The 13,215-nt window shown below is 73.7% G+C and carries 10 protein-coding genes and 1 pseudogene; 3 read left to right on the top strand and 8 right to left on the bottom strand.

The features are described 5' to 3' along the window. The first annotated feature begins 2 nt into the window (after positions 1 to 2). Positions 3 to 257 carry a MoaD/ThiS family protein gene (locus EKG83_RS02470; protein ID WP_033432203.1) on the top strand — a complete coding sequence of 85 codons (255 nt, stop codon included), beginning with the start codon at positions 3 to 5 and terminating at the stop codon, positions 255 to 257. 378 nt (positions 258 to 635) lie between these two features. Continuing rightward, positions 636 to 1,295 carry a transglycosylase family protein gene (locus EKG83_RS02465; protein ID WP_033432204.1) on the top strand — a complete coding sequence of 220 codons (660 nt, stop codon included), beginning with the start codon at positions 636 to 638 and terminating at the stop codon, positions 1,293 to 1,295. Positions 1,296 to 1,387: 92 nt separating this feature from the next. Here EKG83_RS02465 and EKG83_RS49495 read toward each other — a convergent pair. From EKG83_RS49495 to EKG83_RS02440, 4 genes and pseudogenes are all read right to left on the bottom strand, one after another. Beyond that, positions 1,388 to 2,268: pseudogene (locus EKG83_RS49495) on the bottom strand (molybdenum cofactor biosynthesis protein MoaE). 11 nt (positions 2,269 to 2,279) lie between these two features. Then, complete coding sequence (gene moaC / locus EKG83_RS02450) at positions 2,280 to 2,753, bottom strand: cyclic pyranopterin monophosphate synthase MoaC (RefSeq protein WP_033432207.1); 474 nt, start codon at positions 2,751 to 2,753, stop codon at positions 2,280 to 2,282. A 197-nt stretch (positions 2,754 to 2,950) separates the two neighbouring features. Further along, complete coding sequence (locus EKG83_RS02445; RefSeq protein WP_033432208.1) at positions 2,951 to 4,357, bottom strand: NAD-dependent malic enzyme; 1,407 nt, start codon at positions 4,355 to 4,357, stop codon at positions 2,951 to 2,953. Positions 4,358 to 4,454: 97 nt separating this feature from the next. Then, a complete protein-coding gene (locus EKG83_RS02440) occupies positions 4,455 to 4,640 on the bottom strand; it encodes a hypothetical protein (protein ID WP_051766220.1) in 186 nt (61 codons plus the stop codon). A 399-nt stretch (positions 4,641 to 5,039) separates the two neighbouring features. Here EKG83_RS02440 and EKG83_RS02435 point away from each other — a divergent pair, with 399 nt between their 5' ends. Further along, positions 5,040 to 7,286, top strand: coding sequence for a helicase-associated domain-containing protein (locus EKG83_RS02435; RefSeq protein ID WP_033432209.1), 2,247 nt, complete (start codon positions 5,040 to 5,042; stop codon positions 7,284 to 7,286). A gap of 481 nt (positions 7,287 to 7,767) precedes the next feature. Here EKG83_RS02435 and EKG83_RS02430 read toward each other — a convergent pair whose 3' ends face one another. Genes EKG83_RS02430 through EKG83_RS02415 form a run of 4 tightly spaced genes read right to left on the bottom strand, consistent with a single transcriptional unit; the run spans position 7,768 to position 12,821 of the window. Further along, positions 7,768 to 8,373 (bottom strand): GTP-binding protein, encoded by a 606-nt coding sequence (locus tag EKG83_RS02430; RefSeq protein ID WP_033432210.1) that lies wholly within the window; start codon positions 8,371 to 8,373, stop codon positions 7,768 to 7,770. After that, complete coding sequence (locus EKG83_RS02425; protein ID WP_033432211.1) at positions 8,354 to 9,124, bottom strand: DUF742 domain-containing protein; 771 nt, start codon at positions 9,122 to 9,124, stop codon at positions 8,354 to 8,356. The genes EKG83_RS02430 and EKG83_RS02425 overlap by 20 nt, the downstream gene beginning before the upstream one ends. A 29-nt stretch (positions 9,125 to 9,153) precedes the next feature. Then, positions 9,154 to 9,573, bottom strand: a complete 420-nt coding sequence (locus tag EKG83_RS02420; RefSeq protein WP_033432212.1) for a roadblock/LC7 domain-containing protein — start codon at positions 9,571 to 9,573, stop codon at positions 9,154 to 9,156. Beyond that, positions 9,570 to 12,821 (bottom strand): nitrate- and nitrite sensing domain-containing protein, encoded by a 3,252-nt coding sequence (locus EKG83_RS02415; protein WP_228122484.1) that lies wholly within the window; start codon positions 12,819 to 12,821, stop codon positions 9,570 to 9,572. The genes EKG83_RS02420 and EKG83_RS02415 overlap by 4 nt, the downstream gene beginning before the upstream one ends. Between the last annotated feature and the right edge of the window lie 394 nt (positions 12,822 to 13,215).

Raw genomic sequence — 13,215 nt, 5'->3', positions numbered from 1 at the left:
GGGTGCGGTTGACGGTGCGGTACTTCGCGGGCGCGCGGGCGGCCGCGGGCGTGGCCGACGAGAGCTTCGAGCTGCCCGACCCGGCGCCGACGGTCGCCGCGGTGCTGGCGGCGGTGGGCGCGCGGCACGGCGACCGGGTGAACCGGGTGCTGCCCGCGTGCAGCTTCCTGCTCGACGGGGTGGCGGTGCGCGACCTCGACACGACCGTGTGCCCTGAATCACAACTGGACGTGTTGCCCCCCTTCGCCGGCGGCTGACGCTGCCCGACACGGACGGATTAACACGTGAGCCAGACCTCACTTAAAGTGATTTATTTCGCCCGATCTCGGAACGGAAACGGACCGATAACGGTGCCCTGACCAGGATAAACACCATGGTCGAGGAGTCACCCCATAGCGTTACAGTGACACGCGTCACAGTGGACTTCGTTTGGCGAGCCCTCCCCCGGTTACGTACCGTCGCTCCCTGGTTGGCCCCGACCGACCGAGAGCACGACCCGGGACGCCTCGCACCGAACCTGTCCACCGGCCCCCGGGAACACCCCCGAGCGAGAGAACTCCGCGGGACAGGAAAGCTGGGCGACCCCGGGCCCCGAACCCGGGCCGCCAGGGCAGGTGCGGCGGGCTGAGAGGGAAATGGCTTCTTACCGAGGCAAGCACCGCCCGACCACCGGTTCGACCAGTCGCGGCATCGCGAAGGTCGCCGTCGCCGGCGTCATCGTCGGCGCCCCGCTGGGCCTGGCCGCCGGCACCGCGAGCGCGCAGGGCTCCGGCGTGAACTGGGACGCGGTCGCCGCGTGCGAGAGCGGTGGCAACTGGGCCATCAACACCGGCAACGGCTACTACGGCGGCCTGCAGTTCCTGCCGTCCACGTGGGCGGCCAACGGTGGCAGCGGCATGCCGAACCAGGCATCCCGCGAGGAGCAGATCCGCGTCGCGGAGAACGTGCTCGCGTCGCAGGGCATCGGCGCCTGGCCCGTCTGCGGCCCCAAGGGCCTCGGCGGCGGCGGCTCCGCGCCGGTGCGCAGCGCCCCGGTGCAGCAGGCCCCCGTCCAGCAGCAGCAGGCGCCGGTGCAGCAGGCCCCCGTGCAGCAGGCCGCCCCCGCCCCCGTCGTGGTGGCGCTGCCGTCCAGCAACCCCGCCGGCGACTACGAGATCAAGGCGGGCGACACCCTGTCCAAGATCGCGGACGAGCTGAAGGTCGAGGGCGGCTGGACCCGGCTGCACGAGCTCAACAAGGAGTTCATCCCGAACCCCGACCTGATCCTGCCGGGCCAGAAGATCGCCACCAAGTGATCCACCCGGTGTGAGCGCGCGAGGGGCCCGGCCGCCTTCCCCCGGCGGTCGGGCCCCTCGGTCGTGCCCACCGCACCGGGTCAGGCCGCCGGTCAGGGCATGTTGACCCACTCGTCGGTGCCGTCGGCGAACACCTGCCGCTTCCACACCGGCAGCCGCCGCTTCACCTCGTCGACCAGCTCCGAGCACACGTCGAACGCCTCGCGGCGGTGGTCGGCCGACACCGCGCACGCCAGCGCCACGTCCCCGATCGCCAGCGACCCGACCCGGTGCGACACGGCCACCGCCCGCACCCGGTCGAACCGGGCCACCACGTCCGCGACGACCTCGGCCACCACCGCGGCGGCCGTCGGGTGGCCGACGTACTCCAGCTCCCGCACCGAGCGGCCGCCGTCGTGGTCGCGCACCACCCCGGCGAAGGTCACCACGGCACCGGCCGAGGCGTGCTCCACCAGCGCCGCGTGCTCGGCCACCGACAGCGGCTCGTCGCTGACGGTCGCGCGCAGGACCTCGGTCACGCGTGGTCACCCCCGGCCACCTGGTCGACGGCGTGCTCCAGCACGGCCGCGAGCACGTCCAGCCCGTCGCGCACGCCCCCGGTCGACCCGGGCAGGTTCACCACGAACGTGCGATTCGCGACGCCCGCCACCCCGCGCGACAGCACGGCCGCGGGCACCCGCGGCCAGCCGGACATGCGGATCGCGTCCGCCACCCCGGGCACCTCGTAGTCCAGCACCGACCGGGTCGCCTCGGGCGTGCGGTCGGTGGGGCTGACGCCCGTGCCGCCGGTGGTGACCACCACCTCAACGCCGTCGGCCACGGCCCGCCGCAGCGCCTCCGCCACCGGCTCGCCGTCCGGCACGACCTCCGCGTCCGGCACGTCGTAGGACCGCTCGCGCAGCCAGGCCACGATGATCGGCCCGCCGCGGTCCTCGTAGACGCCCGCGGACGCCCGGTTGGACGCCGTGACCACCCGCGCGCGCCTCACGGGCGCTCCCACAGACCGGTCTTGCCGCCCTCCTTGCGCTCCACCCGGACCGCGTCGAGCTGCGCCGCCGGGTCGACCGCCTTGACCATGTCGTGCAGGGTCAGGCCCGCCACCGACACCGCGGTCAGCGCCTCCATCTCCACGCCGGTGCGGTCGGTGGTGCGGACGGTCGCGGTGATGCGCACCTCCGCCTCGCCCAGCGCGAGGTCCACCTCCACGCGCGACAGCGCGATCGGGTGGCACAGCGGCACCAGCTCCCAGGTGCGCTTGGCCGCCATGATCCCGGCGACGCGGGCGGTGGCCAGCGCGTCGCCCTTGGGCAGGCCGTCGCTGCCGAGCAGCGCCACCACCTCCCCGGTCGTGCGCAGCACGCCGGAGGCCACCGCGGTGCGCGTAGTGGGCTCCTTGCCGGAGACGTCGACCATGCGCGCCGCGCCGCCGCTGTCCAAGTGGGTGAACCGCTGGGTCATACCGGCGATGCTAGGCCGCGCCACCGCCCGCCCGCCGCCGCCTCCTGGCCCGCCGCCCACGCCCGGCCACCCGCGCCCGGTCGCTTCCGCCCAGCCACCCGAGCCCAGCCGCGTACGCCCGGCTACCCAAGTCCAGCCACCCGCACCCAGCCACCCGCACCCAGCAGCCCGCCCCCCAACGGCCCGCCCCCAGCGGCCTACGCCCGACCGCCCTCGCGCGACTCGCCGGCCGCCGCCTTGCGCACCGCCTCGGCCACCGCGGGCGCCACCGAGTTGTCGAACACGCTCGGCACCACGAACGAGGCGTTGAGCCGGTCGCCGTCCACCACGTCCGCGATCGCGTTGGCCGCGGCCAGCAGCATCGAGTCGGTGATGCGGTGCGCGTTGGCGTCGAGCAGGCCCCGGAACACGCCGGGGAACGCCAGCACGTTGTTGATCTGGTTCGGGAAGTCGCTGCGCCCGGTGGCCACGACGGCGGCGTGCTTCTGCGCCTCCATCGGGTCGATCTCCGGGTCCGGGTTGGCCAGGGCGAACACGATCGCGTCGTGGTTCATCGTGGCCACCTGCTCGGCGCCGAACAGGTTCGGGGCCGACACGCCGATGAACACGTCCGCGCCGACCAGCGCGTCGTGCAGGCGCCCGCTGACGTTGGCCTTGTTCGTGGCGGCCGCGATGGACCGCAGGTTGTCGTCCAGGCCGGGGCGGTCGCGGTGCACGATGCCGTCCACGTCGACCGCGACCACGTCGCCGGGCTCCTGCTTGAGCAGCAGCCGGATGATCGCCGAGCCGGCCGCGCCCACGCCGCACACCACGACCTTGCAGTCGGACAGCTTCTTGCCGACCACGCGCAGGGCGTTGCGCAGGGCGCCGACCACGACGATCGCGGTGCCGTGCTGGTCGTCGTGGAAGACCGGGATGTCCAGCTTCTCGCGCAGCCGCGCCTCGATCTCGAAGCAGCGCGGCGCGGCGATGTCCTCCAGGTTGATGCCGCCGTAGACGGGGGCGATCAGCTCGACCGCGCGGATGATCTCCTCGGTGTCCTGGGTGTCCAGGCACACCGGCCAGGCGTCCACGCCCGCGAACTTCTTGAACAGCGCGGCCTTGCCCTCCATCACCGGCAGCGCGGCGGCCGGGCCGAGGTTGCCCAGGCCGAGCACGGCCGAGCCGTCGGTGACCACGGCGACGGTGTTGCGCTTGATGGTCAGCCGGCGGGCGTCGTCGGGGTTCTCCGCGATGGCCTGGCAGATGCGGGCCACGCCGGGGGTGTAGGCGCGGGAGAGGTCGTCGCGGTTGCGCAGCGCCACCTTGGACGAGACCTCGATCTTGCCGCCGAGGTGGACCAGGAACGTCCGGTCGGACACCTTGCGGACCGCGACGCCGGGCAGCAGGCCCAGGGTGTCGGTGATGTCCTTGGCGTGGTTGGCCGACAGGGCGTTGCAGGTGAGGTCGACGATCACCCGGTCGTTGTGGGACTCGACGACGTCGAAGGCGGTGATGACACCGCCGGCCCGCCCGACCGCCGTGGTGAGGTCACCCGCGGCCGAGGCCGACGGCGGGGCCTCCAGCCGGACCGTGATCGAGTAACCGGGGCCGGGGACCGGCATCGAACCTCCCATGACTGCGCTGCTCAAGAGGCCGTCGAGCGTAGTCCCGGCTGAATTGCGGAACGCGCGCGGCTCGTTCGCCGCGCGCGGCCGTGTGCTATCGGTTGATCTCGGTGACCGGGTGGTGGTAGCCGAGCTCCTCGACCGGCAGCGGGAAGGTGACCCGGCCGAACGGGGACAGCGCGCCCTGGACGTCGGCGGCCAGCTCGCTGACCGCGTACTTGCCGTCCGCCGGCGGCTCCGGCCAGTTCGGGTCGATGCGCTCGGGGCGGGCCTTGGCCACGGTTCCTCCTAGGTGTTGCCTGCGTCGGCTCAAGTGTGCCTCACCGACGCGCTCCGGTCGGCCCGCGGTACCCGGCGAGATCACCATCACTTGTGCGATACCTAACGACCCGCCCCCTCCGCGCGTGTCATGCCTCCAGCCCCCGCGTGTCATGCGCCCAACCCGCGCGTGTCATGCGTTCAGCACCCCCGAGTTCTGCGCTCGGGCGACGTGCCGCAGGTGTGGGAAGCGGTTTCGACTGGCCTGAATGTTCGACACACGGGGTCTGAGCGCATGACACGCCGGGTCTGAGTGCATGACACGCGCGAGCTGAGCGCATGACACGCCGGGCTTGAGGGCATGACACGCGTGGGGTGGGTGGGGGTTGGGTGGGGGTGGGGGGCATATACCGTGGTGGGGATGTCCGGCACCACCCTTGCCGAGTGGCTGCGGGCGCAGGACGACGCCGCGCTCGTGGCGCTGTTGCGCGCGCGGCCGGACCTGGCGACGCCGCCGCCGGCCGACACGACGGTGCTGGCCACCCGGATCGGGTCGCGGGCCTCGGTGGCGCGGGCCTGCGAAGACCTCGACACGCTCACGTTGACGGTGCTGGAGGCGCTGCTGGTGCTGGACGCCGACCTGGCGCCGGTGCCGGTGGGGGCGTTGCGGGCGCTGTTCGGGGACCTGGACGTGCGGCCGGCCGTGGAGGCGCTGCGGCAGCGGGCGCTGCTGTGGGGCGACGACGACGCGCTGGCCACGCCGCCCGCCACCCGGGACGCGGTCAACCCGTTCCCGTGCGGGCTGGGGCGGTCGGTGCCGGCGCTGGCGGGCGTCGACCTGGACGAGCTGTCCGACGAGGAGCGGCGGGTGCTGGGCGCGCTCGCCGCCGGGCCGCCGGTCGGGCAGACCCGCGACGCCGCGCACGTCACCTCGCTCGCCAACGCCCGGACGCCGATCCAGAAGCTGCTGGCCCGCGGGCTGCTGGTCCGCCGGGACGCGATGACCGTCGAGCTGCCCCGCGAGGTCGGCCTGCGGGTGCGCGGCGACCGGCCGCTGGGCGAGGTGCGGGTGGCGGAGCCGCCGCTGGGCACCACGGCCCGGGACCCCTCGACCGTCGACTCCACCGGCGGCGGCGTGGCGCTGGAGCTGTCGCGCCACGTGGAGAACCTGGTCAAGGGCTGGTCGGCCGAACCGCCGCCGGTGCTGCGGTCGGGCGGGCTGGGCGTGCGCGACCTGCGCAAGCTGGCCAAGGACCTGGACGTCGACGAGCGCCGCGCCGCGCTGCTGGTGGAGCTGGTCGTCAACGCGGGCCTGGTCGCCGACACCGAGGGCACCGAGCCGGAGTGGGTGCCGACCACGCAGGCCGACACCTGGCTGGTGGCCTCGATCGAGCAGCGGTGGGCGACGCTGGCCCAGGCGTGGCTCGACCTGCCCCGCCTGCCCGGCCTGATCGGCCGGCGCGACGACCGCGACCGCCTGCTCAACCCCCTCGCGCCCGAGCTGAACCGGCCCGCCGCGCCCCGGGACCGCAGGCGCGTGCTGGAAGCCCTCGCCGCCCTGCCGCCCGGCACCGCGGTGACCGACCCGGACGGGCTGGCCGCCGTGCTGGCCTGGCGCGCGCCCCGCCGCGGCGGGCGCCTGCGCGACGAGCTGGTCCGCTGGACCGTCGACGAGGGCACCGCGGTCGGCGTGCTGGCCCTCGACGCGATCACCGCCCAGGGCCGCACCCTGCTCACCGAGGGCCCCGGCCCGGCGGCCAAGCGGCTCGGCGACGCGCTGCCCGCCCCGGTGGACCACGTGCTGGTGCAGGCCGACCTGACCGTCGTCGCGCCCGGCCGCCTGGACCCGGAGCTGGCCGACGAGATCGACCTGGTCGCGGACGTCGAGTCGGCGGGCGGCGCGACCGTCTACCGCGTGCACGAGGGCTCGGTGCGCCGGGCGTTCGACGCGGGCCGCAGCGCCGCCGACCTGCACGAGCTGTTCCGGTCGAGGTCCCGCACGCCCGTGCCGCAGTCCCTGACCTACCTGATCGACGACGCCGCCCGCAAGCACGGCAGGCTGCGCGGCGGCGCGGCCGGGTCGTTCCTGCGCTGCGACGACCCGGTGCTGGTCGCCGAGGTCCTGGCCCACCCGGCGGCCGAGCGGCTGGAGCTGCGCCGGATCGCGCCGACCGTGCTGGTCAGCCCGCAGCCGCTGGCCGAGGTGCTGGACCAGCTGCGCGCCGCGGGGTTCGCGCCCGCCGCCGAGGGACCGGACGGCCGCGTGCTCGACCTGCGCGAACGCGGCCGCCGCACGCCCGCCAAGGGCCGCCGCAGGTCACCCCAGCCGCCCGCCGCCTCCGACGAGCAGCTCGGCGAGCTGGTCCGCCTGGTCCGGGCGGGTGACCGGGCGGCCACGACCACCGGCGGCACCCGCGTGTCGGTGCCGGGTCACCTGGGCGCGGGACCGTCGGCGACGCTCGCCCTGCTGCAACTGGCCGCGAAGCAGGGCCGCAACGTGCTGGTGGACTTCGTCGACGGCCACGGCACCGCCGCCCGCCGCGTCATCACGCCGCAGGTCGTCGGGGGTGGCGTGCTGGAGGGCGTGGACGTCGCCTACGGCGAGGTGCGCCGCTTCCCGCTGCACCGGATCACCTCGGCGGCGCTGGTCGAGGACGACCGGGAGTAGTCCCCGTCCGGGGAAGCGGATCACCCGCGGGTGTCGTCCGAACGGCCTAGCGTCGGGTGCGGGCGCTCCCGAGGCGCCGACGACCGACAGGAGGCTTTGCATGAACCTCGCGCGCAGGGCGGTTCTCGTCATGGCGGTGCCACCACCGCGGTGCCGCCGACCGGCGGCGGCACCGCCACGGGCCTGATCATGAGCACCCCGTGACCGGGCGGTACCGGGCACGCCGCTGAGGCGGGCGCGGCGGCGGTGCGCCACCCGGACGCGCCACCGGGGCACACCGCCGAAGCGCACAGCCGAAGCGCACAGCCGAAGCGCACGGCCCGAGCGCGCCGCCCGGGCGAGCCCGCGGGGGCGCATCGCGAAGCGGAGCACTGCCCGGCATCGCGGAGCGAAGCACCGCGCGGCGGCACCGGACGGCGGCACCGGGGCAGCACGAAGCGACGCGGGGGCGGTCCCGCGAGGGACCGCCCCGACGCGGACCTCAGCCCGCGCGCACCGACATCCACTGGCGCATGGCGTGCTCCACCAGCGTGATCAGCGTCTGCTTGGTCGACTGCCGGTTCCGCGCGTCGCACGTCACTATCGGCACCGACTGGTCGATGGTCAACGCCTCCCGCACGTCCTCGATGCGGTGGTGCAGCAGCCCGTCGAAGCAGTTCACGCCCACGACGTAGGGCAGCTGCCGGTCGTCGAAGAAGTCGATCGAGGCGAACGCGTCGGCCAGCCTGCGGGTGTCGACCAGCACGATCGCGCCGATGGCACCGCGCACCAGGTCGTCCCACATGAACCAGAACCGGTGCTGGCCGGGCGTGCCGAACAGGTACAGGATCAGGTCCTGGTCCAGCGACACCCGGCCGAAGTCCATGGCCACCGTGGTCGTGACCTTGTTCGGCGTGGCCGAGAGGTCGTCGACCCCGGCGCTGGCCTCGGTCATCACCGCTTCGGTGGTCAGCGGAACGATCTCCGACACGGAACCGACGAACGTCGTCTTGCCCACGCCGAACCCGCCGGCCACCACGATCTTCGCGGAGGTCGTCGGCTTCCGCGCGCCTTCGGCCGCGTTGGGGCTAGAGCCTGCGAAGCCCACTGAGCACCCTCTCAAGGAATTCAATGGAAGGCCGGTCCCCAACGACCAAGCCGCCCTGGTGAATCAAAACCAAACCCATGCTCGCCATGTCGCCGATCAGCACCCGCACCACGCCCAGCGGCAACCTCAGGTGTGCGGCCACCTCGGCCACCGACCTGGTGTCGGTGCACAGGCCGCAGATCGACCGGTGCTCCGGCAGCACCGCCGCCTCCCGGTCCATGCCCTTCTCGCTGGTGGACACCAGCGCCTCGATCGCGAGGTCGTAGTCCGGCCGGGTGCGGCCGCCGGTGCGGGTGTAGGGGCGGACGAGCGACCCGGACTCCTCCGAGGGCTCCGCCGCGGGTTCCTGCCGCCGCACGACCGGCTGCGGACCGGTCGCGTACGGCACCTGTTCCGGCACGCTGTCGGGCAGGCCGTGGGCACCGAACAGATCGGCGCCCGGACCTCCGAACAGCCCGCTGCCGTACCCGTCGATGTCGAACCGGTTGGGGACGTCGTCGTAGTCGTACGACGAGTCGTCAACCTCACGCTGTGACATGTCGCCTTGCCCCTGCCCTGTGCCTTCGACCCGTGGTGGCCCCGGCGCCCGCTCCGACCGGCGGCCCGTCCACGAGTTCGGTGCGTCCTCGGCTTCCTCGTCCTGTGCGGGGTCGGCATCCGGCTCAGCGAATCGGAAGCCGCCGACCGCCCACTCCTGGTAGTTGAAGTTCCTACCGAAGCGGCGGCCACCGGCGCCAGATCGTTCAGCCATTTACCCTCACCCCCACGATCTCATGAGGTCTACCGCCGAACCACGCCCTGGAGCTGCGCGCGCAGCTCCGGGGTCAGCTGCTGGCCCACCCGCTCGACCAGCAGCGTCATCTCGTACGCCACGAGGCCGATGTCGCAGTTGGGCGCCGCGAGGACGGCGAGGCACGACCCGTCGCTGATCGACATCAGGAACAGGTACCCCCGCTCCATCTCGACCACGGTCTGGTTGACCGCGCCCGCCTCGAAGCAGCGGGCGGCGCCCTGGGTGAGGCTGACCAGGCCGGATGCCACGGCGGACAGCTGTTCGGCGCGGTCGCGGGGCAGGCCCTGCGAGCCGGCGAGCAGAAGCCCGTCCGCCGACACGACCACGGAATGTGCGACACCGGGAACCCGGCGCACGAAGTCGGTGATAAGCCAACCAAAGCTGCCTGGCTGAGCTGCGGTCGTCACTCCTGCTCCTCGTCTTGCCGGCTCGACATGTCACCAGCGTAAGCGTCGATCAACGCGTGTCGCCCTCGACGGACGCCCTGCTGAAGACTCGACATGCGTCCACGGATCGCGTCAGCCGACCGTGGTGGCAGCGGGGGCCGCTGCGCTTGCCGCTCCGGGGCCTCCTGGGGCCTCGGCGCGGCGGATCCCGGCACAAGCTGAGCCTTGGGCACCCGCTTGGGCAACCCCGCTTGCGTCGTGGTCTCGGGTGCCTTGCTGAGCAAGGCCCGGGCAGCCTGCCACCCCTCGTCGGCGGGCGACTGCCACACCTGCTCGGCGGCCGGCTCGGGCTCGGCGACCGGCTCGGGCTCGGTCACGCGGGACACCTCCGCAGCGCGCTTGGGCAGGTTGGCGGGCACTCCGGGCTGCCGCTTGGGCAGCCCGCCCTCGCCCAGGGTAGGCGTGGGCTTCTCGGCGTCGCGCTTGGGCAGGCCGTTGCCGTTGACGTCGAGGGTGCCGCGCTGCGGCAGCGAGTCCTCGAACGCGGACGGCGTGACCGGCGGGACCGCCTGCGGCCTGCGGGTCGGCAGGGACACCTCGGGCGCGGACACCTCGGGCGCGGGCGCACCGGGCGCGGGCGCACCGGGCGCGGGCGCACCGGGCGCGGGCGGCACGGCCTGGGCGGTGGCCGCCGAGGTCTCGCTGCCCACGGCCTGGAACCACTGCGAGAGGACCGCCTCGTAGATCGGCAGCCGCTCGGTGGGCGCGTCCAGGTCCGGGTGGGCCTCCCTGGCGGGCGGGGTGCCGTTGCGGTGCGCCGGCCCCGGCTCGTCGGGGGTGAAGCCCGCGTCGAAGTTCGCGTCGACCGCCGCGGCGAACTGCGCGGTCTCGAAGCCGTGCTCGTGGTCCGAGTCGCGCTCGTCGCGGTCCTCGTAGGCGGTGAACAGGGTCGGCTCGCCGAACGAGCCGGTCGGCTCCGGCACGTCGTCGCGCTGCTCGACGGCCGGCAGCCACGGCTGCGAGGTCTCCCGCGAGGTCTCCGCGGGGGTCTCGGCCGGGACCTCGCCGAACGCCGGCAGGCGCGCCGGGTCGTGGTCGCCGTCGCCGCGCACGACGCTCACCGGGAACGCGGGCGGCTGCTCCTCCTCGATCCGGGGCAGGCTGGGGAAGCTGGGGAAGCTCGGCTCGTCGTCCGCGGCGCGGGAGGCGCCGCCGAGGCCGAACGCGCCGGCGATGCCGGACGCGCGCTGCGCGGGGCTGCCGCCGGCGAACGGCGTCGGTGCCTCCATCGGCGCGCCGGGCTGCTGGACCAGCGTCTCGGGCACCAGCACGACCGCGGTGGTGCCGCCCTCGATGTCCTCGTTGGGCCGCAGCCGCACCCGGACGTCGTGCCGCTTGGCCAGCCGCGCGACCACGTACAGGCCCATCCGGCGCGACACGGCGACGTCCACGTCCGGCGGGTCGGCCAGCCGCTCGTTGGCGTCGGCCATCTCCTGCTCGCCCATGCCCACGCCGCGGTCCTGGATCTCGATGGCCAGCTCGCCCTTGCGGGTGCGGGCCGTGCGCACGGTGACCTTGGTCACCGGGTCGGAGAACGCGGTGGCGTTGTCCAGCAGCTCCGCGATCAGGTGCACGAGGTCGTTGACCGCGCGGCCCTGGACCGCCAGCTCCGGCGCCTGGCCGACCTGCACCCGGGCGTACTGCTCGACCTCGGACACCGCGGCGCCCAGCACCTCGGCCACCGGGACCGGGCGGGTGAGCCGGCGGGACAGGTCGGTGCCGGACAGGACCAGCAGGTTCTCGCTGTTGCGCCGCATGCGGGTGGCGAGGTGGTCCAGCTCGAACAGGCTGGCCAGCTGGTCGGGGTCCTGCTCGTCCTGCTCCAGCCGGTCGATCAGGTTCAGCTGGCGCTCGACCAGGGCCTGCGAGCGGCGGGAGAGGTTGACGAACATCGAGTTGACGTTGTCGCGCAGCAGCGCCTGCTCGGCGGCCAGCCGCACCGCCTCGCCGTGCACCGCGTCGAACGCCCGGGCGACCTGGCCGACCTCCTCGCGGGTGGTGATCGGCACCGGCGCGATGGCCGTCTTGGCCGCCTCCTGCGGGTTCGGGTCCTTGAGGATCTGCCCGACCGCCTCGGGCAGGCCGCGGTCGGCGACCTGGAGGGCGGTGCGGCGCAGCACGCGCAGCGGGTTGAGGATCGACCGGGCCACGAACAGCGCCATGACCAGGGCCAGCAGCAGCGCGCCGAGCACGATGCCGGAGTCGCGGAACGCCGCGGTGCGGGCCGCGCCGGTCAGCTCGTCGGTGCGGTTCTGCAGCTGCTCCAGCAGCAGGACCTCGACCTCCCGGGTGAGGTTCACCGTCAGCGTGGAGGCGATGTCCCACTTCTCCGACCGCAGCGTCTGCAGGCTCTTGCCGGCCTCGGCCAGGTTGAGCGCCGTCTGCTGCATGTCGTTCGCGGTGTCGACGATCAGGCCGGTGACCGTGTCGTCGTAGATCTTGGCCTGGTCGGGGGTCGCGGACTTGCGGAAGTCGTTGCGCGCCGCCTCCAGCTCGGCGTCGGCGGCCAGCAGCTCGCGCTGGCGGCCCGGGCCGAACAGGCCGCTCTGGAAGACGTCGAGCATGATGCCGCGCTTGCGCGACTCCTGCTCCTTGATCCGGGCGATGGCGTTGGTGGCCAGGTGCAGCCGCACCAGCTCGGGGTCGTTGATGCCCGCGATGGCCTGCTCACCGAGGTCGAGCAGGCCCTCCACCGACTCGGAGTAGGTGCGCAGCACCGCGTCGGACGGGTACTGGGTCTCGCGGACCGCGTTGCGGAGGCTGTTGAGCCGGTTGAGCTGGCTCGACGCCCGCCGGAACCGGGTCACCACGTCCTCGTCGAGGTCGCCGCTCAGCTCCAGGATCCTGCTGTCGAGCGCGTCGCTCTCGTCGTTGACGCGGCGCAGCTGCCGGTCCAGCACGACGCGGTCCAGCTCCTTGCCCGAGGCCACGTGGCTCGCGCTGAGGTCCCGCTCGCGCTGGAGCTGCTGCACCAGGTCGGCGACCGCGGCCTCCAGCTGGATCTGGTTGGCCAGGCGGTTGAGCTCGGTCGCCTCGGCGATGTCGGACTGCACGCGCAGGCCGCCGAGGGCGACCGCGGCGATGGTGGGGATGAGCAGGACGGCGGCGAGCTTGGTGGGCAGGCGCCAGTTGCGCAGCCGCCACCCCGCGGTGCGGGCCTGCTGCTCGCGCACTTCCGTGCCGGGTCCGGCGTTGGTGGATTCGGTCACACTTCCATCACGCAGCGCAGCCAGTTCGTCACCCGTTCCGGGGCTTTCCGAGCGTGGCGGCATCCCCACGTCCGACTGGCTGGGACCTCTCTCTCGACGGGCCACCCTGGGCTTCCTCTTCCGGCAGCAGTGTTCCCCGGCCTCTCCCCAGGACCGAAGCATGGACTCGAAAACGGGCCGAATTGCAGCACAGGAGTGGCGGCGCCGGCTAGGCGCCCCTCCCCTGCACGGGGACACGACGGCCTGCAAGACCTTGTGCCACCCGGCGGGGAGCGTAGTGCGCGACCCCTGCGCCAGGGAAGACTCTGGAAGCACTCACCGTATCGGAGCAGGGCTGTCGTTTCATCCCTCCGGGTGGTTACCATCCCCCGCATCGACAAGTGTGCGTCGAAAT

Origin of the sequence: Saccharothrix syringae (assembly GCF_009498035.1) — a bacterium.
GTDB classification, from domain to species: domain Bacteria; phylum Actinomycetota; class Actinomycetes; order Mycobacteriales; family Pseudonocardiaceae; genus Actinosynnema; species Actinosynnema syringae.
This window is presented reverse-complemented; position numbering and strand designations above follow the sequence as displayed.